Raw genomic sequence first — 20907 nt, forward strand, 5'->3', positions numbered from 1 at the left:
TAGGCTCTTACCGTCGCGGTCGATCGCGGCGTGGCTTGCGGAGGAGAAGATCGGTGACCTACATCATCGCCGAGCCGTGCGTGGATGTGCTCGACAAAGCGTGCATCGAGGAGTGCCCGGTCGACTGCATCTACGAGGGCAACCGGATGCTCTACATCCACCCCGACGAGTGTGTCGACTGCGGGGCGTGCGAGCCGGTCTGCCCGGTGGAGGCGATCTTCTACGAGGACGACGTGCCGGAGCAGTGGAAGGACTACACCACCGCCAACTACGAGTTCTTCGAGGATCTCGGGTCGCCGGGTGGAGCTTCCAAGATCGGCAAAATCGAGAAGGACACTTCCTTCGTCGCGGCCCAGCCGCCTCGGGGTGAGCACTGAGCGGCCCGGCACCGGCTGCCGGCCGTAGGCCCGAGGTGGGGCGCTCCGGCCGTACCGGCAACCTGCCCGACTTCCCCTGGGACCTGCTCGAGCCGGCGAAGGCGCTGGCCGGGCGGCACCCGGACGGGATCGTCGACCTCTCCGTCGGTACCCCGGTCGACCCGGTGCCCGGCTCGATCCGGGCGGCCCTGGCGGCGGCCTCGGACGCGCCCGGCTATCCGCTGACCGCCGGTTCCCCGGCGCTGCGCGCGGCGATCACCGAGTGGGTCGCCCGGTCCTGCGGTGCCGATCCGGAGACCGTCGGCGTGCTGCCGACCATCGGCTCCAAGGAGCTGGTCGGCTGGCTGCCCACCCTGCTCGGGCTCGGCCCCGGCGACGTGGTGGCGATCCCGCAGGTCTGCTATCCGACGTACGAGGTCGGCGCCCGGCTGGCCGGCGCGGAGGTGGTCCGGGCCGACGCCCTGACCGCGCTCGGCCCCGACCCCCGGGTCCGGCTGCTCTGGGTCAACTCGCCGTCCAACCCGACCGGTCGGGTACTCCCGCCGGAGCACCTCCGCAAGGTGGTGGACTGGGCCCGCGAGCGCGGCGTGGTGGTTGCCAGTGACGAGTGTTACCTCTCGCTGGGCTGGGAGGAGACGCCGACCTCGATCCTCGACCCGGCGGTCTCCGGCGGTGACCACGCCAACCTGCTGGCCGTGCACTCGCTCTCCAAGCGCTCCAACCTGGCGGGCTACCGGGCCGGCTTCGTTGCCGGTGACCGGAGCATCGTCGGCGCCCTGCTGGCGGTCCGGAAACACGCCGGGATGATCGTACCGGCGCCGGTGCAGGCGGCGATGGTCGCGGCGCTCGGTGACGAGGCACACGTGGCCGAGCAGCGGCTCCGGTACGCCGCCCGCCGCGAGGTGCTGCGCGACGCGCTGGTCAAGGCCGGTTTCGGGATCGCGCACTCCACGGCCGGGCTCTATCTGTGGGCCGGCCGGGACGAGGACTGCTGGACCACCGTGCAGTGGTTCGCCGAGCGGGGCATCCTGGTCGCGCCCGGCGAGTTCTACGGTCCGACCGGCAACCGGCACGTCCGGGTCGCGCTCACCGCGACCGACGAGCGGGTGGCTGCCGCCGCGGACCGGCTGGCCGGCTGACCCTCGGCGCGGCGGGGCCGAGGTTGGTGTGACGGCGTCGGAGAGCGCTCTCGGAAATTTCGTCGCTACCGCTTGACGTCGTGGCAACACGCTCGCAACGATGTATGCACATCTCTCGCGCTCCCGGTGACCATCGGTGGCGCGGCCCAGAGGGCGTGACACGGCGGACCGCCCGGTCGACGAAGGGACCGGTCCGTGCGTGGCACAACACGATCCTGGCTCGGCGCTGCGCTGAGCCTGCTTCTCGTACTCGTCGCGGTGGCGGTCACACCGCCGGTGGCGAGTGCCGCCCCCGCCTTCAGCGTGCTGGTCTTCTCCAAGACAGCCGGCTTCCGGCACGGCTCGATCGGCCCCGGCGTGGCGGCCATCCAGCAGCTCGGCACCGCCAACAACTTCGCCGTCGAGGCGACCGAGGACGCCGCGGCGTTCACCGACGCCAACCTGGCCCGGTTCGACGCGGTCGTCTGGCTCTCCACCACCGGGGACGTACTCGACACCGCGCAGCAGGGCGCCTTCCAGCGCTACATCCAGGCCGGCGGCGGGTACGTCGGAGTGCACGCCGCCTCCGACACCGAGTACGACTGGCCGTGGTACGGCGGGCTGGTCGGGGCGTACTTCGCCTCGCACCCGGCACCGCAGCCGGCCACGGTCAAGGTCGCCGACCGGGTGCACCCGTCGACCCGTACGCTGCCGCTGCGCTGGAACCGCAGCGACGAGTGGTACAACTTCCGGACCAACCCGCGCGGCAGGGTGCACGTGCTGGCCACCCTGGACGAGACGACCTACACCGGCGGGGGGAACGGGCACGACCACCCGATCGCCTGGTGCCACAACTACGACGGCGGCCGGTCCTGGTACACCGGCGGTGGGCACACCGACGAGTCCTTCGCCGAGCCGCTCTTCCGGGCCCACCTGCTCGGCGGGCTGCGCAGCGCGGCCGGGGTCGAGCCCGGGGTCTGCGGCGGCACCGTCGACAGCAGCTTCCAGCAGGTGACCCTCGCCAAGGGGGTGGCCGAGACGGGCGAGCCGATGAGCCTGACCGTGCTGCCGGACCGGGGCGTACTGCACACCGCCCGGGACGGCACGATCCGGCACACCGACGCGGTCGGCAACACCAAGCTCGCCGGCCGGCTCCCGGTCTACACCTCGGACGAGGAGGGCTTGCAGGGGATCAAGGCCGACCCGAACTTCGCCAGCAACCGCTGGGTGTACCTCTACTACGCGCCACCGCTGAACACCCCCGGCGGCGGCGCCCCGGCCACCGGTACCCCGGCCGACTTCGCCCCGTGGAACGGCGTCAACCGGCTCTCCCGGTTCACGGTACGGGCCGACAACACAATCGACCTGGCCAGCGAGACGCTGGTGCTGGACGTGCCGACCAGCCGGGGGATGTGCTGCCACGTCGGCGGGGACATCGACTTCGACGCCGCCGGCAACCTCTATCTCTCCACCGGCGACGACACCAACCCGTTCGACTCGGCCGGGTTCAGCCCGCTCGACGAGCGGGCCGGCCGGAACCCGGCGTTCGACGCCCAGCGGACCTCGGCGAACAGCAACGACCTGCGCGGCAAGGTGCTGCGGATCAGGCCGAGCGCGGGCGGCGGCTACACCGTGCCGGCCGGCAACATGTTCGCGCCGGGGACGGCGAACACCCGGCCGGAGATCTACGCGATGGGGTTCCGCAACCCGTTCCGGATGAGCGTGGACCGGGCCACCGGGGTGGTCTACCTGGGCGACTACGGCCCGGACGCCGGCACCGCCGACCCGAACCGTGGGCCGGCCGGGCAGGTGGAGTTCGCCCGGATCACCGCGCCGGGCTTCTACGGCTGGCCGTACTGCACCGGCAACAACGACGCGTACAACGAGTTCACCTTCCCGAGCGGGCCGTCCGGGCCGAAGTACAACTGCGCGGGCGGGCCGGTGAACGACTCGCCGAACAACACCGGGATCCGGAACCTGCCGGCGGCGGTGCCGGCCTGGCTGCCGTACACCGGGTCGCAGCCGCCGGAGTTCCCCGGCGGCGGGCTGTCGCCGATGGCCGGCCCGGTCTACCGGTACGACCCGAACTCGACCTCCGAGGTGGCCTTCCCGGAGTACTACCACGGGACGTTCTTCGCCGGTGAGTTCGGCCGGCGCTGGATCCGGAACATCGTGCTCGACGAGGCGGGGAAGCCGTTCAAGATCAACCCGTTCCCGTGGTCCGGTACCCAGGTGATGGACCTGGAGTTCGGCCCGGACGGCGCGCTCTACGTGCTCGACTACGGCACCGGCTTCTTCAACGGCGACGAGAACTCGGCGGTCTACCGGATCGAGTACGCCCGCAGCGGCCGCGCCCCCAAGCCGGTGGTGGCGGCGACCCCGACCTCCGGGGTGGCGCCGCTGACCGTCAGCTTCTCCTCGGCCGGCACCCTCGACCCGGACGGCGACCCGATCAGCTACGCCTGGGACTTCGACGGCAACGACAGCACCGACTCCACCGCCCCGAACCCGACCTTCACCTATTCGAGCAACGGCACCCGGAGTGCGACGCTGACCGTCCGGGACTCGACCGGCAAGACCGCCACCGGCAGCGTGGTGATCACGGTCGGCAACACCGCCCCGACGGTCCGGCTGGAGTTGCCGGCCAACGGCCAGACCTTCACCTTCGGCGACACGGTGCCGTTCCGGGTGGTGGTGACCGACCCGCAGGACGGCAGCGTCGACTGCTCCCGGGTGAAGGTCAACTATCTGCTCGGGCACGACGCGCACTCGCACCTGCTGGCCAGCGCGCAGGGCTGCACCGGCACGCTCCGGACGCTCGCCGAGGCCGATCACGGCGCCGCCGCGAACGTCTTCGGGGTCTTCGACGCCGAGTACACCGACAACGGTGGGGGCGGGCAGGCGCCGCTGACCACGCACGCGCAGAGCATCCTGCAACCGCGGGTACGCCAGGCCGAGCACTACTCGTCGAGCAACGGCGTACAGACCAGCGCGCCGGGACAGGCGCACGGCGGCCGGGCGGTCGGGTACGTCGACAACGGGGACTGGATAGCGTTCACCCCGTACAACCTGACCGGGGTGCGGTCGTTCTCGGCCCGGGTCGGCGCGAACGTCGGCGGGCACACCCTGGAGTTCCGGGTCGGCTCGCCGACCGGACAGTTGATCGGCTCGGCGACGGTTCCGGCGACCGGCGGCTACGGCGAGTTCCGGGACGTCACCGGCGGCATCACCGCGCCGGCCGGCACCCACGAGCTGTACCTGGTGTTCCGGGGCACCGGCGGCGGGCTCTACGACATCGACGAGTTCACCCTGCTCGGCGAGGGCGGCGGGCCGGGGCCGGATCCGGAGCCGACCGGCAACCTGGCGCGCAACCGGCCGGCCACCGCGTCGAGCGTGCAGGGTGCCGACGTGCCCGCCTCGGCGGCGGTGGACGGCAACCCGGCCACCCGCTGGTCCTCGGCCTTCGCCGACCCGCAGTGGATCACCGTCGACCTCGGGTCGTCGTACCAGCTCAGTCGGGTACGGCTGAACTGGGAGGCGGCGTACGGCAGCGCGTACCAGATCCAGACCTCGCCGGACGGCACCGCCTGGACCACCGTGAAGTCGGTGACCGGCGGCGACGGCGGCCTCGACGATCACCCCGGGCTGACCGGCGCCGGCCGGTACGTCCGGATCAACGGCACCGCCCGGGGCACCGGTTTCGGCTACTCGCTCTGGGAGTTCGAGGTCTACGGCACCCCGGCCGGGCCGGGCGGTGGCGGCAACCTGCTGCTGAACCGGCCCGCCACCGCGTCCAGCTCGGAGGGCGCCGACGTGCCCGCCTCGGCGGCGGTGGACGGCAATCCGGCGACCCGCTGGTCGTCGGCGTTCACCGATCCACAGTGGATCCGGGTGGACCTCGGGTCGGCGCGGCCGATCGGCCGGGTGAAGCTGGTCTGGGAGTCCGCGTACGGCAGCGCGTACCAGATCCAGACCTCGGCCGACGGCACCGCCTGGACCACCGTGCGGTCGGTGACCGGCGGCGACGGCGGCACCGACGAGCACACCGGGCTCGGCGCCACCGGCCGCTACCTGCGGATCAACGGCACCGCCCGGGGTACCGGCTACGGCTACTCACTCTGGGAACTGGAGGCGTATCCGAGCTGACGGTCGAACCGTCCTGCTGAGGGTCGAACGTCCTGCTGACGGCCGCTGAAGGGCGTCTTCCGGGTCAGTTCGCCCCGGCGGCGCGGCCGAGGCGGATGGCCGAGAGGAGGAAGAAGACGGCGCCGGGAATGGCGTAGCCGATCGCGTTGGTCAGCACCGGGTTGTCCGCGGCGGCGGCGGCGATGAAGGACCCGCCGGCGAGTACCGAGATGCCACCGCTGACGATCATCGGCCACTGGCCACCCATCCCGCGCCGGTTGACCGCCACGATCAGCTGAACCAGCCCGGCCACGACCGCCCAGGCACCCCAGACGCGCAGCACCGCCGGTATGCCGGACGTGCCGGCGACGGCCAGTCCGACCGCGGCGAGCAGGCTGACCGCGACGTTCACGTACAGCAGGGTGGGCGATCCGGTGGCGCGCGAGGCGCGGGCGTCGACGACGGCGGCGCCCACGTCGAACAGGGGGTAGAGCACGAGCAGCGCCACGACGAGCGGGTTGAGGTGCCCGGCGATCGTGAACATCACCAGGGCCCAGGCGATGGCGAACGCGAAGCGGACGAAGTACAGCCGCCGCAGGGTGGACGCGATCGCCGGGCTGCGGGGTGCGGTGACGGTGGTCATGGTGATCCTTTCGGCGGCAGTTGAGGGACGACCGCGATCGAACGGGACGCGATCGGAGCAACCGCGCCAGGAGAACGAACGTTCTGTCTCGGCAAAGGTAGCGGTTCCGGGTCGGCATCGCAAGACAGAACGTTCTACCTCTCGCTACCATGGGGTCATGGCAGGTAGCGAGACCGACATCCGGCCCTCCGAGGCGCGACAACGGCTCCTCGACACGGCGACCAGGATTTTCTACGGCGAGGGGATCCACTCGGTCGGCGTCGACCGGATCGTCACCGAGGCGAAGGTGACCCGGGCCACCTTCTATCGGCACTTCCCGAGCAAGGAGGATCTGGTCCTCGCCTATCTGAACGCGGCCGACCACGCCATCCGCAGCCAGGTGGAGACCGCCCTCGCCGCCGGCCTACCGGCGCCCGAGACCCTCTTGGCCGTTGCCGAGTCGATCGCCCAGGGCATCCGGTCCACCGGCTTCCGTGGCTGCGCCTTCCTGAACGCCGTGGCCGAGTACCCCGACCCCGACCACCCGGTGCACCAAGCCGTCCTCGCGCACCGGCAGTGGTTCCTCGACACGGTCAACACCCTGATGGCGGGCATCCAGAAAACCGACGCCGAGCCCGCCGCGCAGCACTTCGTCATGCTCCGCGACGGCGCCATGGCGGCCGGCTGTCTCTTCGACCCGGTACTGATCTGCGAGACCTTCCTCCGTGGCGTCGAAGGACTCATCCGGACCCACGCCGCACGCCAGCCATCCTGAGCCGCGTTCCCGCCTGCGGTGGCACGCGCCGAACGGCGTGGACCTGGGAAGGGGACGGCGTGATCCGCATACCGGCTTCGTCCGTGGCACACACGCCGGCTTTGTCCGCGACACACACGCCGGCTTTGTCCGCGACACACACGCCGGCTTTGTCCGCGACAAACTCGTGGCGACGTCGGTGACCGTCCCGCGATAATCCCGAGGTGCCGCAGGTCCAGGTCGTCGTCGCCCACAACGAGCGCGCGACCCTGCGCGTCGGCGACGTGTTCCTGAAGATCGACTCTGACCAGACGCGTACCGAGGTCGAGGTCGAGGCGATGGCCATGGCGCCGATCCCGACCCCGGAAGTCCTCTGGCGGGAGCCGCCCGTGCTCGCGCTCGCCGCCCTCCCGGGTACGGCACTCGGCCGCCTCGGCGAGCCGTCCAGCGCCTCGTCGACGGCGTGGGCCGCAGCGGGTGCCGCCGCACGGAAGCTGCACGACGCGCCGCTGCCGCCCTGGCCGGGCCGGAGCCTCGACGAGATCGCAGCGCACCTCGACGGCGAGTGCGCGTGGCTCGTCGCGAAGAACGTCCTTCCCGCCGACCTGGTCACCCGCAACCGCCAGGTCGCCGAGGCTGCGCTCCGGCCGTGGAGACCGGTGTTCACACACGGCGATTTCCAGATCACCCACGTGTTCGTCGACGATGACGAGGTCACCGGCGTGGTCGACTGGTCCGAGGCGGCCCGGGGCGATGCGCTGTACGACCTCGCCAGCCTGACACTCGGGCACGAGGAGCGCCTCGACGACGTACTCGCCGGCTACGGCGCCGACGTCGACCTCGACGTGATCCGCGCGTGGTGGTCGGTACGCAGCCTGCTGGCGGTCCGCTGGCTCGTCGAGCACGGCTTCGACCCGTTCTCGTCGGGCTGCGAGGTCGACGTACTGCGAGCCCGGATGTGCGGCTGACCGAGCCCGCCGGCCGGCGCGAGCATCCAGCCTCACCGGGCTCGGTCGGCTCGGGTCCTCAGCGCCAGTTCCGGCGGAGCCAGCGGCGTACCAGCGGCGGCACGACCCGGGAGTAGACGCAGAACACCAGCCACGCAGCCCGGTCGGAGCGCCGATGCCGCTCGGCGGGACGGGCGGGGCGGGGCGGGGCGGCGTATCGATCAGGATTCGAGAAGCGCACGTCGTCCCGCCGTGACTAGCGTGACCGTCATCCATCCGGTACCGCCGGATCCCGGCAGGTCGCCGGGATCCGGGCCGGTGTTCTCGCTGAGGAGTTACGGTGAACTGGAGCAGAGTGATCCGGCAGAGTCACCGTTGGCTGTCCATTGCCTTCACGGTGACCGTGATCGCCACCTTCGTCGCGCTGACCCAGGAGGAGCCCGCCGCCTGGGTGTTCTACCTGCCGCTGTTTCCGCTCGTCCTGCTGTTGTTCAGTGGCCTGTACCTGTTCGTGCTCCCATACTCGGCCAGGTGGCGCGGCCGTCGACGGACGGCTCGACCGGACTGACGCCGACGTGTGGCACTGACGCCGCCGAGCACTGCCGGCACGATCGCCTCGTGGCGTGCTCGGCCCGGTCCTCAGTGCCAGTTCCGGCGGAGCCAGCGGCGTACCAGCGGGGGCACGACCCAGGAGTAGACGCAGAACACCAGCCACAGCAGCCCGACCACCGCCGCGAACCCGGGCAGGCCGACCGCGCGTAACCCGAAGATCACGGCGATCGCGCCCAGCCAGACCTTCAGCGGGCCGAAGCGCAGCACCGGGCGTACCGGCAGCATCAGCGGGTGCTGCGCGATCCTCAGCTCCAGTGCGGACTCGGCGAACGTCTGCTCGGTGGGCATCGAGGCGGCGGCCTGCCGGTAGCCCTCGTACGCGGTGCCGAGTCGGCCCCGGGCGGCACTGGTCTCGCCGAGTAGCGCGTGCGCGCCCGGATGCTCCGGGTGGGCGCCGACGAACTCCCGGCTGATCCGCTCGGCGGTGCGGTCGTCGCCGCTGTTGAAAGCCACCTGGATGCGGGTGGCGTAGACGATCGGCGCCTCCGGCTCCAGCGCCGCCGCCCGCTCGACGAGCTTCGCCGCCTTGTCCAACTGGCCGTTGCTGGCGCAGACGTCGGCGTAGGTGCAGAGCAGGTCGACGTCGTGCGGTGCCTGCGCCAGCCCGTCGAGCAGGGCCCGCTCGGCGACCTGCGAGTGGCCGAGCCGGTGCTCGGCCCGGCCCAGGTGCCAGAGCAGGTCGGGATGCGGCCCGGCGGCGGCCAGACCGGCGCGCGCGGCCTCGACCACCTCGGGCCAGCGGTCCAACTGGCTCAGTGCGGCGCAGCGCAGCCGGGTCGCGGGCACGTCGACCGCCTCGGCGGCCGGCAGCCTGGAGAGTTCCGCCAGGGCTTCCTGTGGCCGGTCCGCCAGCAACAGGGCCTCGGCCCGGGCCAGCAGGGACGACGGCGCGCTCATCGGACCAGCACCAGGATGAGCATGGCCTCCAGCAGGCCGAGGCCGATCGCCGCGGCGAAGCCGGGGCCGACCAGGCTGGCCGGCTCGCCACCGGCGTACGTGTACACCCGGAACGGCGAACGCTGGAAGAAGAGTACGACCAGCCAGACGAGTGCGCCGGTGACCATGCCGGCCACCCGTACCCCGGAGTTGCCGTCGATGGCCGCGCTGACCACGAGCCGCGCGCAGAGACCCACCAGCCCGGCCGCACCGATGGCGAGCAGACGGTTGCCGGGCAGTCCCAGCCGGCGGCCGTTGAGGAGGCCCAGCGCGGTCGCGGCCAGCGGGCCACCGAAGGCGGCGGGGTACAGGATCGACTCGGGCCGCCACGGCGGTTTGCCGGGCGCGGGTCGCTCCTGGATCGTCGGGGTGAACAGCTCGTCCTGCATCGGATCCCCATCTCTGCCGGTCGAGGGCGCCGGCACAGCATAGTGATCGTCCTGAGCCGACCGGTCGGCCGGAACCATGGCACCGCCGCCCGGGCCGGCTCCGGAGATCTGCCGCAGCGTCGCAGGCGGACTAGGGTGGGCGGATGACGGAGCAACCCTTCGTGCTGGTGCGTGGTGAGGTGGCCCGGGAGGTCCCTCCGGAGATAGCCCGGTTCTCGGTGACGGTCGTCGCTCGGGACAAGAACCGCCCGGCGGCGCTGGCCCGGCTGGCGGAGCGGTCCGCGGCGGTCCGGGCGCTGATTGACGGGTACGGCGACGCGATCGAGCGCCGGGAGACCGGCGACCTGTGGGTACGCCCCGAGCTGAAGCGCTCCGGGGAGAAGGTGACCGGCTACGCCGGCAGTGCCACCACCACCGTGACGGTGACCGATTTCGGGATGCTCGGCGAGCTGATGCTCCGGCTCGCCGACCAGGACCAGACGACCGTCGCCGGCCCGTGGTGGGCGCTGCGGCCCGGCAGCCCGGTTCACCGGGAGGCCCGGCGGGCCGCCGTCGCGGAGGCGATCGCCCGGGCCCGGGAGTACGCCGACGCGCTCGACGCCGAGGTGACCGCGCTGCTGCACCTCTCCGACGCCGGGCTGACCGAGCAGCCGCTGATGATGACCCGGGCCGGGCATGCCATGGGCTACCGGGCGGCCGGCGGAGCCCCGCCCGAACTCGACCTCGACCCGCAGGTGCAGACCGTGCACGCCACCGTCGAGGCCCGGTTCGCGATCACCCCGCCACCGCTGGCCACCGGCTGAACGCAGGCCGCCCGACCGAATGCCCTGATAGCCGGCTCAATGCCCTGCCGACCGGCTCAATGCCTTGCCGGCCGGCTGAATGCCGGTGCGTGGGGGCGACGTGCCGCCCTAGGATGACGTCGATGAGTGCCGCGACCCAGACCCGCCTGATGCGCCGGCCCCCGAGGGGCCGGAGCTAGGTCGCGGCGCACACCGCCCGCGTCGAACGGGCCTCTCGATCCTTCGAGGGGCCCGTTTCGTGTGCGCAGGTCAGGGCCCCTCCCGACACCTCCGTGGAGGACGCCATGAGCTACCTGACCACGCCGATCTACTACGTCAACGACCTGCCGCACGTCGGTCACGCGTACTCGACGGTGCTCGCCGACGCGCTGGCCCGGTGGGAGCGGCTCTGCGGGCGACCGGTCCGGCTGGTCACCGGCACCGACGAGCACGGCGCCAAGGTCCGCCGGGCGGCGGCCGAGGCCGGGATCGCGCCGGCCACGTTCGCCGACCGCACCGCCGGCCGGTTCCGGGCCACCTGGGACCGGCTCGGCATCGGGTACGACGAGTTCGTCCGTACCACCTCGGCACGGCACCGGGAGACGGTGACCGAGCTGCTGACCCGGGTGTACGAGGCGGGTCACCTCCGCCCCGGCCGGTACGACGGGCGGTACTGCGTCGGCTGTGAGGCGTACGCGACGGAGCTGGTCTGTGCGGTGCACGGCCGGCCGACCGAGCTGGTCGGCGAGGAGAACTGGTTCTTCCGGCTCTCCGAGTTCGCCCGGCCGCTCGCCGAGTGGTTCGACCGGTGCCCGGAGGCGGTCCGGCCGGCCGCCCGCCGCAACGAGGCGCTCGGCTGGCTGCGCCGGGGACTGACCGACTTCTCGATCAGCCGGGCCGGCCTGGACTGGGGCATCCCGCTGCCCTGGGAGCCCAGCCAGGTGACGTACGTCTGGTTCGACGCCCTCGGCAGCTATCTCACCGCCGCCGGCTGGCCCGCACCGGAGTACTCCCGCTGGTGGCCGGCCCGCCACGTCATCGGCAAGGACATCCTGCGGTTCCACGCGGTCTACTGGCCGGCGATCCTGCTCGCCGCCGAGCTGCCGCTGCCGGAGCGGATCACCGTGCACGGCTTCCTGCTGCAACGCGGCAGCAAGATCGCGAAGTCCGGGGAGCGGGCCGTCGCCCTGGACGACCTGCTCGACCGGTTCGGTCCGGAGGGGCTCCGCTACCACCTGCTCCGGGACAACCCGGTCGGCCCGGACGGGGAGTTCTCGCTCGCCTCGGTGGAGGCGCGCTACAACGCCGACCTGGCCAACACCCTCGGCAACCTGCTCTCCCGGGTGACCGCGCTGGTGGTGTCCCGGTGTGCCGGAACCGGCCCGGCTCCGGACCCGTCCTCGCCGCTCGCCCCGGCCGCCGCCCGCTGGGCCGAGGCCGGTGCGGCCGGGTGGTCGGCCGGGGCGCCCTCCGAGGCGCTGGCCGCCGCCTGGCGGCTGGTGGCGGCAACCAACTCCTACCTGGTCTCGGCGCAGCCGTGGCGGTCGCCGGCCGGCTCGACCGAGGCGGCCACGGTACTCGGCGACGCGCTGGAGGCGCTGCGCATCGTCGCCGTACTGGCCGCACCGGCGGTACCGGAGACCGCCGGGCGGATCTGGCGGCAGATCGGGCTCGACGGGTACGCCCCACGGGTGCCCGACGACCTGGCCTGGGGCGGCTATCCGGGCGGCGTCGGGGTCACCAGGGCGGCGCCGCTCTTCCCCCCGGCTCGCGGCCGGCGAACCCCGGCCGGCCGGCGGGGTGGGATAGTTCCCGGGTGCGCCCCGATCCGTCTCCCCACACCCTGGACCAGTTGGTGGCCCGGGCCCGCGCGTTGGCGTCGACCGGGTCGCGCCGGCTGCTCGGCATCACCGGCGCGCCGGCGGCGGGCAAGTCGACCCTGGCCGGGCTGCTGGTGACGGCGCTGGGCGGCGTCGCCGAGCTGGTACCGATGGACGGCTTCCACCTGGCCGACTCCGAACTGCACCGGCTCGGCCGGCACGCCCGCAAGGGCGCGCCGGACACCTTCGACGGTGCCGGCTTCGTCGCGCTGCTGCGCCGGCTGCGGGCCGGCACGGAGACGGTGTACGCGCCCGAGTTCCGCCGGGAGCTGGAGGAGGCGGTCGCCGGGGCGATCCCGGTCCCGCCGTCGGTGCCGCTGGTGGTGGTCGAGGGCAACTACCTGCTGGTACCCGACCAGCCCTGGGGCGAGGTGCGCGATCTCCTCGACGAGGTGTGGTTCCTCGAACTCGACGAGTCCGAACGGCTGAACCGGCTGACCGAGCGGCACATCGCGTTCGGCCGGCAGCCGCGGGAGGCGGCGGCCCGGGCCCGGGGCACCGACCAGCGCAACGCCGAGTTGATCGCCGGCACCGTCGACCGGGCCGACCTGATCGTCCGGATGGCACAGTCCAATCCGACCTGATCGTCCGGATGGCACAGTCCAGTCCGACCTGACCCGGCAGGTCCGATCAGGCCGGACGCCGGAGGTTCCGGGTTGCTCACTGCCCATCGGGCGCCACCACTACCCGCCGGGGCGATGGCGAAGCGCATCGAGGACTGGTAGACCCATCGGCGAAGCTGTTTGGACCGGTGGTGCAGCCGTCGGCGACGATCGGCAGGAGCGACGATCGGCAGGAGAGCTGTGTCAGTTCGGAAACTGTTGGCCGGGTACGCCGGGGTGAACGCCGCGCTGGTGGTCGGCTTCTTCGCCCTGCCGGTGCCGCGTCCGGTGGTGACCGCCGCGTTCGGGTTGACCAGCATGGTGGCGGTGGCGGTCGGGATCCGGCGATACCGGCCGCAGCGGGCGTACGCCTGGTGGCTCTTCGTCGCGGCGCTCGGGGTCTTCGCGGCGGGTGACACCGTCTATCTGCTCGCCGCGAACCTGCCACTCGGCGACTCCCCGGCCGACTCGGGGCTCGTCTCCGACCTCTTCTATCTGGTGATGGTGCCGCTGATCGGCGCGGGGCTGCTCGGGCTGACCCGCTCCACCACCGGAGCGCGGGACCGGTCCGGACTCCTCGACTTTCTCATCTTCACCACCGCCGGTGCCTTCCTGCTCTGGGTGATGGTGATCCGGCCGTACCTCGTCGGTCCGGGGCCGAGCACCTTCGAGCAGTCGGTGCTGGCCGCGTACGCGCTGCTCGACGTGCTCTTGCTGGCCACCGCCGTGCGGGTCGCGGTGACCTCGCGGGGCAGCGTCGCCGGGTTGCTGCTGGCGGCCGGCGCGGCCGGGATGCTGGTCTCCGACATCAGCTACGGCGCCGCGTTGCTGCGCGGCGCGTGGCAGCCGGGCGGCCCGGACGAGCTGGGCTGGCTCGCCTTCTACGTCGCCTGGGGGGCCGCCGCGCTGCACCCGTCGATGGCGACGCTGACCGAACCGGCCGCGCCCCCGGACAGCGAGATCGACAAGACCCGGCTGGTACTGCTGGGCATCGCCGCGACGCTCGCCCCGGCGGTGCTGCTGCTGGAGGTGGTCAACGGCGACGTCCGGGACGGCGCGGTGATCGCCGTGGTCGGCGGCGTGGTCTTCGCGCTGGTGCTGAGCCGGCTCGGTGACGCGGTGGACGGGCACCGGCAGGCGGTGGCCCGGGAGCGGAGCCTGCGGCAGTCCGGCGCCGAGCTGGTGGCCGCGACCGATACCGCCGAGGTACGCCGGGCGGTACGGACCGCGGTGGCCCGGCTGGTGCCCCGGCACTCCTCGCACCGGATGGTATTCACGATCAACCACACCGACGGGGTTCCGGCGACCACGGTGAGCATCTGGGGGCCGGGGATGGCCACCCCGTCACCCTTCTATCCCGCCCCGACCACGGCCGCGGCCCGGCGCAGCCGGCTGCTCCGGGTCCGGACCCTGCAACCGGCGCTGGCCGAGCAGCTTCGCGGATTCGAGAGCGTCGCGCTCTGCCCGCTGGTCGGTGACGGCCGGGTCGACGGCGGGGCCAGCGGCGCACCCCGGGTCGGCGCGCTGCTGGTCGCCACCGACAGCCGGCTGCTGCCGACCCTGCGGGACTCGCTGGAGGTACTGGCCGCGCAGGCGGCGATGGCGCTGGAACGGATCAGCCTGAACCAGGAGATCAACCGCCGGGACAGCGAGGCGTACTTCCGCAGCCTGGTGCAGAACGCGGCCGACGTGATCCTGATCGTCGACGACGACCACCGGGTCCGGTACGCCAGCCCGTCGGTCCGACCCGTGCTCGGCGTCGAGCCGGCCGACTGCACCGATCTGGGTACGGTGCTCTCGCCCGAGGACCAGCTCTCGGTCCCGGCCCTGCTCGACACGGCGCTGGTCGAGTCGGACCGTCGAGGGGTCGACTGGAGCGTACGGCGCCCCGACGGGCAGTGGGTGCAGCTGGAGGTGACCTGTCGGGACCTGCGCCGGGACCGGGCCGTACGCGGCTTCGTGCTGACGTTGCGGGACATCACCGAACGGGTCCGGCTGGAGCAGGAGCTGACCCACCGGTCGGTGCACGACTCGTTGACCGGGCTGGCCAACCGGGCCTCCTACCAGGACCAGGTGTACGAGGCGGTGGAGAAGGCCCGGGACGGCGACCGTACCGTCGGCACGCTCTCCATCGACCTCGACGAGTTCACTGCGGTCAACGACACCCACGGGCACGCGATCGGGGACGCACTGCTGGTCGCCGCCGGTCAGCGGCTGCGGGAGATCGTCGGGCCGAACGACCTGGTGGCCCGGCTCGGCGGCGACGAGTTCGCCGTACTCATCCCGGACGCCGACGACCCGGAGCAGGTCGAGCAGGTCGCCGACCACCTGGTCCGGGCGCTCGCCGAGCCGCTGGAGGTCGGCGACACCGTGGTCAACGGCTCGGTCAGCGTCGGGGTGGCCACCACGGCCGACGCCAGCGACGCGGGCGAGCTGCTGCAACGGGCCGACCTCGCGCTCTATGTCGCCAAGGGGGCCGGCAAGGGGCGCTGGTGCCGCTACCAGTCCGAGCTGCACACCGCGATCGTGGAGCGGCTGGAGCTGCGGGCGGCGCTGACCGAGGCGGTGCAGAAGCTCAGCTTCTCGGTCGACTACCAGCCGATCGTCGACATGCGGACCGGGGCGGCGGTCGGCTTCGAGGCGCTGGCCCGGTGGCACCATCCGGCGCGGGGGCCGGTGCCGCCGGAGCTGTTCATCGGGCTGGCCGAGGAGACCGGGCTGATCGAGCCGATCGGGGACTACGTGCTGCGCCAGGCGGCCGGTGCGGTGGCCCGGTGGCGCGCGGAGCGGGGCGACGAGGGTGTGCCGTACGTCAGCATCAACGTCTCGGCCCGACAGCTGCGTACCCCGGGTTTCGTCGGTACCGTGCGTGCCGCGCTGACCGCCGCCGACGTACCACCCGACCGGGTGATGCTGGAGATCACCGAGAGCCTGCTGCTGCGGGACCAGGAGCCGGTCTGGGCCGAGCTGTCCGAGCTGCGCACCCTGGGGCTGCGGGTCGCCATCGACGACTTCGGCACCGGCTTCTCGTCGTTGAGCTATCTCCAGCAGATGCCGGCCGACGTACTCAAGATCGACCGGTCGTTCACCGAGACGGTGGCGTCGTCGCGGCGGCAGCGGCTGCTGGTGGAGGGGATCGTCCGGCTCGCCGGCACCCTCGGCCTGGACATCATCGCCGAGGGGGTGGAGACGGAGGCGGTCCGGACCATCCTGCTCGACATGGGCTGCGCCTCCGGGCAGGGCTATCTCTTCGCCCGGCCGTTGAAGGACCACGACGTGCTGCGCTGGCTCGGCGACGCCCCCGCACCCGGCACCCTGCCGAAGCCCCGCCCCTCCGCCGAGTGACGCCGCCCGGCCGCCGTGGGAAGCCGTCCTTCGCGAGGACGCCGTTTGTCAGCGTGGGATGTCGGCTGGCCGCCGAGGGACGCGGGCGGTTCGGGGGCGCGGCCGGAGGCGACGGTCAGCCGGCCAGCGGGCGGACGACCCGGGCCGGGTTTCCGACGGCGAGTACCCCGGCCGGCAGGTCCCGGGTGACCACGCTGCCGGCACCGACCACGGTGTCCGGGCCGATGGTGACCCCGCCGAGCACGATCACCCCGCCGCCGAGCCAGACGTTGTCGCCGATGGTGATCGGCCGGGCCGCCTCCCAGCCGGCCCGCCGCTGCCCCGGGTCGAGCGGGTGGTGCGGGGTCAGCAGTTGCACGTTCGGCCCGACCTGCACGGCGGCGCCGATCTCGATCACCGCGACGTCCAGCAGTACGGTGTTGAAGTTCAGGAACGACCCGTCGCCGATCCGGATCTGGCTGCCGTAGTCGCAGTAGAACGGCGGCCGGACCACCACCCCGTCGCCGACCGCACCGAGCAGCTCGCGCAGCAGTTCCCGGTGCTGCTCCGGCCGGTCGGCCGGCGTCGAGTTGTAACGCTGCACGAGCAGGGCGGCCCGCTGGGTCAGCGCGGTCAGTTCCGGGTCGTCGGCCCGGTAGAGGTCACCGGCGAGCATCCGCTCCCGGGGCGAGCGCGGATCCGCGTCGGTGACCATCTCGCCGCACCTGCTTCCTCAGTCGTTGGCGTGCAGGGCCGCGTTCAGCTCGATGCCCCGGCCGGTACGCGGCTTCGCCTCCAGGGCGCCGGTCACCGAGTTGCGCCAGAACAGCAACCCGTCGACGCCGGAGAGTTCCCGGGCCTTGACCACCCGGCCGTCCGGCAGGGTCACCTTCGAGCCGGCCGTGATGTAGCAGCCCGCCTCGACCACGCAGTCGTCGCCGAGGGAGATCCCGATCCCGGCGTTGGCGCCGAGCAGGCTCCGCTCGCCGATCCGGACCTTCTCCTTGCCGCCGCCGGAGAGGGTACCCATGATCGAGGCGCCGGCACCGACGTCGGAGCCGTCCCCGACCACCACCCCGGCGACGATCCGCCCCTCCACCATGGAGGCGCCGAGGGTGCCGGCGTTGAAGTTGCAGAAGCCCTCGTGCATCACGGTGGTGCCGCTGGCCAGGTGGGCGCCGAGGCGTACCCGGTCGGCGTCGGCGATCCGGACCCCGGACGGGACGACGTAGTCGGTCATCCGGGGGAACTTGTCGACCCCGTAGACGGCCAGGTGCCGGCCGGCGGCCCGCTCGATCACCCGCAGCTCGTCGACCCGCTCCGGCGGGCACGGGCCGGCCGAGGTCCAGGCGACGTTCGCCAGCACCCCGAAGATGCCGTCGAGGTTCAGCTCGTTGGGCCGGACCAGGCGGTGGGAGAGGAGGTGCAACCGGAGGTACGCGTCGGCGGCGTCCTTGATCGGGTCGGCCAGCGAGCCGATCTCGGTCGCCACCACGGCGGTACGCAGCCCCGGCAGCGCCCGCTCGCCGATCGCGCCCGGCGGCAGGTCGAGCACGTCGCCGTCCTCGCCCGCGACGAGCGGGGACGAACCCAGGCCGAGCTTGCCGGTCGGATACCACGTGTCGAGCACCTGGTCCCCGGCGAGCGTGGCTACTCCGATCCCCCAGGCGGGCTGTGCGGTCGTCACCCGGTTTACCTCTCCGTCATCCGTCTGGCACCTCGGCTCAGCCGTGAGTGTGGAACGTCATTTCCGAGCCTTGGACGCGTCCCGCCGATACGACCTTGACGGTACCGTCTCCCACCATGGAGAACCCGCTCACCCCCGAGGTGTTGGCCGATCCGGTGGCGTTGACCCGTGCCCTGGTCGACATCGAGTCCGTCTCGCGCAACGAGAAGGAAATCGCGGACTGCGTCGAGGAGGTGCTCAGGAACGTCCCGCACCTGACCGTGGCCCGGCACAGCAACACGATCATGGCTCGTACCGACCTCGGGCGGGCCCAGCGGGTGGTGTTGGCGGGGCACCTGGACACCGTGCCGTTGAACAACAACTTCCCGTCGAGCGTGCAGGGTGACCTGATCTACGGCTGCGGCACCTCGGACATGAAGTCCGGGGTGGCGTACGCGCTGCACCTGGCGGTGAGCGTGCCCGAGCCCCGGTACGACGTCACCTACTTCTTCTACGAGGCCGAGGAGATCGAGTCCCGCTACAACGGGCTGACCCTGGTCGCGCAGGCGCATCCGGAGTGGCTGACCGCCGACTTCGCGGTGTTGCTGGAGCCCACCCACGGGGTGGTGGAGGCGGGCTGCCAGGGCACGATGGGGGCGATCGTCAGCGCGACCGGCCGGCGGGCACACTCGGCCCGCTCGTGGAACGGGGTGAACGCGATCCACGGGATCGGCGGCGCGCTCAACCGACTGGCCGGGTACCAGGCCCGGATGGTCACCATCGACGGCTGCGTGTACCGCGAGGGGATGAACGCGGTCCGGATCAGCGGCGGCGTCGCCGGCAACGTGGTACCGGACCTCTGCGAGATGCAGGTGAACTACCGGTTCGCGCCGGACCGGACGGTCGAGGAGGCGGAGGCACACGTACGCGAGGTCTTCGACGGCTACCTGGTCCGGGTGATCGAGTCGGCGCCGGGTGCGCTGCCGGGGCTGACCGAGGCGCCGGCCCGGGAGTTCCTGGCGGCGGTCGGCGCGGAACCGGTCGGCAAGCTGGGCTGGACGGACGTGTCGCGCTTCGCCGCGCTGGGCATTCCGGCGCTCAACTTCGGGCCGGGCGACCCGAACCTGGCGCACGCCCCCGACGAGCACGTGGAGATCGGCAAGATTCGGGACGGCGCGGCCACCCTGCACCGCTGGCTCGCCTCGCACTGAGCCGTCAGGCAGAACGCGGCCCGGCCGTCGGGCTGATCTCGGCCCGGTGCCGGCCGGCGGTGGCCCCTTTGCCGCCGGCCGGCACCGGTTTCCCCGTGATATTCGGTCGGCGGACTGCTAGCCGTCGACGTGCTGCTGCGTACGCGATTCCTGGTCCGGCCCCGGGTCGTCGATGGCGCCGGCCGGCGCGGCGTTGCGCGCCATCCGGCGCTCCGCAACCACCGCCCGGATCCGGCGCTGCATCTGCCGTCGAAGTCGGATGATCTCCCCGCTGGTCATCACCATTGCCCCCCGAAGGTGCGCGGCCGTGGTGTGGGCGCCGCGCTTTCCCCCTTTGTGATTGGTAGACGCCCGCCAGCACCGTTTGGTTGCGTCGGCGCTGGATGTTTGTCCTGTGAGGTACCGGATCACGCCACCCCGGCCGTGGTCCACCGGATTACCGTGGACCCCATGAACCACAGCGAGGGGCGAAACGGCGGCCGGGGTCCGGGACCGGAACGGCACCGGGGTGCGGTCACCCTGCGTCGCGAGGCGATTCCGATGAGTACGGCCGACCAGCGGCTGCTCGACTCCCGCAGCCGGGGCGACTGGAAGACCAAGGACGCCTGGCGGGCACTGCGCATCCTGTCCGAGTTCGTGGAGGGCTTCGACACCCTGGCCGATCTGCCCCCGGCGGTCAGCGTCTTCGGCTCGGCCCGGAGCAAGCCGGACAGCCCGGAGTGTGAGCTGGCCGAGGAGCTGGGTGCGGCGCTGGCAGCCGCCGGCTACGCGGTGATCACCGGGGGCGGGCCGGGCGTGATGGAGGCGGCCAACCGGGGCGCCACCGAGGCGGGCGGGCTCTCGGTCGGGCTCGGCATCGAGCTGCCGTTCGAGCAGGGCATCAACGACTGGGTCGACATGGCGATCGACTTCCGGTACTTCTTCGCCCGCAAGACCATGTTCGTCAAGTACGCCCAGGCGTTCGTGGTGCTGCCCGGTGGCTTCGGCACCCTGGACGAACTCTTCGAGGCGTTGACGCTGGTGCAGACCGGCAAGGTGACCCGGTTCCCGGTGGTCCTGATGGGTACGGCGTACTGGAGCGGGCTGCTCGACTGGCTCCGGGACACCCTCGCCGCCGACGGAAAGATCGGCCTCGCCGACCTCGAACTGATCATCGTGACCGACGACGTGAACGCCGCCGTCCGGCACATCATCGAGGCGGACGCGGCGCTCGCCGCCGAGCAGGAGGCGCTCCAGGAGACCGCGATCGCCCAGGCCGAGGCGGCCCAGCAGTCGGCGGCCCAGGAGGCGGCGGCCCAGCAGTCAAGCGCCCAGCAGTAGGCGGGAGGCGCGCCGCACCTGCTCAGCGGGGCAGGTTGGCGGCGGCGCGCAGGGCGGCGTGCAGGTCGTCGTGGCGGTGTGCCAGGGTCACCACGCCGTCGCGTACCCGGAACAGCGTCGCCACCCTGGTCGGCGCGGTACGGCCGGCGTCCGCCGCCGTGCGCTCGGGCCAGGTGGCGTCCTGCTATGCGATTCGCATGCACCGTATGCGATTCGCATAAGTGCTGCAAGAGAGGGGCTGG

At 72.4% G+C, this 20907-nt stretch carries 19 protein-coding genes; 12 read left to right on the forward strand and 7 right to left on the reverse strand.

Going from position 1 to position 20907, the window contains the following annotated elements; translation table 11 throughout:
* Positions 1 to 53 precede the first annotated feature (53 nt).
* From fdxA to C6W10_RS10295, 3 genes are all read left to right on the forward strand, one after another.
* Complete coding sequence (fdxA, locus tag C6W10_RS10285; protein WP_107257873.1) at positions 54 to 377, forward strand: ferredoxin; 324 nt, start codon at positions 54 to 56, stop codon at positions 375 to 377.
* Between the two features lie 35 nt (positions 378 to 412).
* The gene (gene dapC / locus C6W10_RS10290) at positions 413 to 1516 is read left to right on the forward strand and encodes a succinyldiaminopimelate transaminase (RefSeq protein ID WP_107257874.1); all 1104 of its coding nucleotides are present in this window, start codon (positions 413 to 415) and stop codon (positions 1514 to 1516) included.
* Positions 1517 to 1711: 195 nt separating this feature from the next.
* A complete protein-coding gene (locus tag C6W10_RS10295) occupies positions 1712 to 5641 on the forward strand; it encodes a ThuA domain-containing protein (RefSeq protein WP_107257875.1) in 3930 nt (1309 codons plus the stop codon).
* Between the two features lie 64 nt (positions 5642 to 5705).
* Here the strand turns inward: C6W10_RS10295 and C6W10_RS10300 are convergent, their stop codons facing one another.
* Positions 5706 to 6263, reverse strand: a complete 558-nt coding sequence (locus C6W10_RS10300; protein WP_107257876.1) for a hypothetical protein — start codon at positions 6261 to 6263, stop codon at positions 5706 to 5708.
* A 157-nt stretch (positions 6264 to 6420) separates the two neighbouring features.
* Between C6W10_RS10300 and C6W10_RS10305 the strand changes: the two genes are divergently transcribed.
* Together C6W10_RS10305 and C6W10_RS10310 are read left to right on the forward strand one after the other, a co-directional pair.
* Positions 6421 to 7017, forward strand: coding sequence for a TetR/AcrR family transcriptional regulator (locus C6W10_RS10305; protein WP_107257877.1), 597 nt, complete (start codon positions 6421 to 6423; stop codon positions 7015 to 7017).
* Between the two features lie 203 nt (positions 7018 to 7220).
* Positions 7221 to 7964 (forward strand): phosphotransferase family protein, encoded by a 744-nt coding sequence (locus C6W10_RS10310; protein ID WP_107257878.1) that lies wholly within the window; start codon positions 7221 to 7223, stop codon positions 7962 to 7964.
* 58 nt (positions 7965 to 8022) lie between these two features.
* Here C6W10_RS10310 and C6W10_RS37220 read toward each other — a convergent pair whose 3' ends face one another.
* Positions 8023 to 8184: a hypothetical protein gene (locus tag C6W10_RS37220; RefSeq protein WP_159104536.1), complete on the reverse strand. Its 162-nt coding sequence runs from the start codon at positions 8182 to 8184 to the stop codon at positions 8023 to 8025.
* A 99-nt stretch (positions 8185 to 8283) separates the two neighbouring features.
* On the opposite strand from C6W10_RS37220, the gene C6W10_RS10315 reads away from it, so the two are divergent.
* The gene (locus tag C6W10_RS10315; protein WP_107257879.1) at positions 8284 to 8511 is read left to right on the forward strand and encodes a hypothetical protein; all 228 of its coding nucleotides are present in this window, start codon (positions 8284 to 8286) and stop codon (positions 8509 to 8511) included.
* Positions 8512 to 8582: 71 nt separating this feature from the next.
* Here the strand turns inward: C6W10_RS10315 and C6W10_RS10320 are convergent, their stop codons facing one another.
* Both C6W10_RS10320 and C6W10_RS10325 read right to left on the reverse strand, forming a co-directional pair.
* Entirely contained in the window at positions 8583 to 9452 is an 870-nt protein-coding gene (locus tag C6W10_RS10320) for a M48 family metallopeptidase (protein ID WP_107257880.1), read from the reverse strand.
* Positions 9449 to 9880, reverse strand: coding sequence for a hypothetical protein (locus C6W10_RS10325; RefSeq protein ID WP_107257881.1), 432 nt, complete (start codon positions 9878 to 9880; stop codon positions 9449 to 9451). The genes C6W10_RS10320 and C6W10_RS10325 overlap by 4 nt, the downstream gene beginning before the upstream one ends.
* A gap of 143 nt (positions 9881 to 10023) precedes the next feature.
* Between C6W10_RS10325 and C6W10_RS10330 the strand changes: the two genes are divergently transcribed.
* The 4 genes from C6W10_RS10330 (at position 10024) to C6W10_RS10345 (ending at position 16489) form a co-directional block, all read left to right on the forward strand.
* Positions 10024 to 10683, forward strand: coding sequence for an SIMPL domain-containing protein (locus C6W10_RS10330; RefSeq protein WP_107257882.1), 660 nt, complete (start codon positions 10024 to 10026; stop codon positions 10681 to 10683).
* Between the two features lie 284 nt (positions 10684 to 10967).
* The gene (locus tag C6W10_RS38465) at positions 10968 to 12620 is read left to right on the forward strand and encodes a class I tRNA ligase family protein (RefSeq protein ID WP_234361686.1); all 1653 of its coding nucleotides are present in this window, start codon (positions 10968 to 10970) and stop codon (positions 12618 to 12620) included.
* Positions 12506 to 13126 (forward strand): nucleoside/nucleotide kinase family protein, encoded by a 621-nt coding sequence (locus C6W10_RS10340; protein WP_234361890.1) that lies wholly within the window; start codon positions 12506 to 12508, stop codon positions 13124 to 13126. The genes C6W10_RS38465 and C6W10_RS10340 overlap by 115 nt, the downstream gene beginning before the upstream one ends.
* Positions 13127 to 13345: 219 nt before the next feature.
* A complete protein-coding gene (locus C6W10_RS10345; protein ID WP_159104537.1) occupies positions 13346 to 16489 on the forward strand; it encodes a bifunctional diguanylate cyclase/phosphodiesterase in 3144 nt (1047 codons plus the stop codon).
* Positions 16490 to 16604: 115 nt separating this feature from the next.
* Here C6W10_RS10345 and C6W10_RS10350 read toward each other — a convergent pair whose 3' ends face one another.
* Positions 16605 to 17183, reverse strand: a complete 579-nt coding sequence (locus C6W10_RS10350; RefSeq protein ID WP_107257885.1) for a sugar O-acetyltransferase — start codon at positions 17181 to 17183, stop codon at positions 16605 to 16607.
* Positions 17184 to 17201: 18 nt separating this feature from the next.
* Positions 17202 to 18155 carry a 2,3,4,5-tetrahydropyridine-2,6-dicarboxylate N-succinyltransferase gene (gene dapD / locus C6W10_RS10355; RefSeq protein ID WP_107257886.1) on the reverse strand — a complete coding sequence of 318 codons (954 nt, stop codon included), beginning with the start codon at positions 18153 to 18155 and terminating at the stop codon, positions 17202 to 17204.
* 116 nt (positions 18156 to 18271) lie between these two features.
* Here dapD and dapE point away from each other — a divergent pair, with 116 nt between their 5' ends.
* Positions 18272 to 19345, forward strand: a complete 1074-nt coding sequence (dapE, locus tag C6W10_RS10360; protein ID WP_107257887.1) for a succinyl-diaminopimelate desuccinylase — start codon at positions 18272 to 18274, stop codon at positions 19343 to 19345.
* 117 nt (positions 19346 to 19462) lie between these two features.
* Here dapE and C6W10_RS37225 read toward each other — a convergent pair whose 3' ends face one another.
* Positions 19463 to 19624: a hypothetical protein gene (locus tag C6W10_RS37225; protein ID WP_199853617.1), complete on the reverse strand. Its 162-nt coding sequence runs from the start codon at positions 19622 to 19624 to the stop codon at positions 19463 to 19465.
* A 171-nt stretch (positions 19625 to 19795) separates the two neighbouring features.
* Between C6W10_RS37225 and C6W10_RS10365 the strand changes: the two genes are divergently transcribed.
* Positions 19796 to 20665, forward strand: a complete 870-nt coding sequence (locus C6W10_RS10365; RefSeq protein ID WP_107257888.1) for a TIGR00730 family Rossman fold protein — start codon at positions 19796 to 19798, stop codon at positions 20663 to 20665.
* Positions 20666 to 20907 lie beyond the last annotated feature (242 nt).

This window comes from Plantactinospora sp. BB1 (assembly GCF_003030385.1).
Lineage (GTDB): Bacteria > Actinomycetota > Actinomycetes > Mycobacteriales > Micromonosporaceae > Plantactinospora.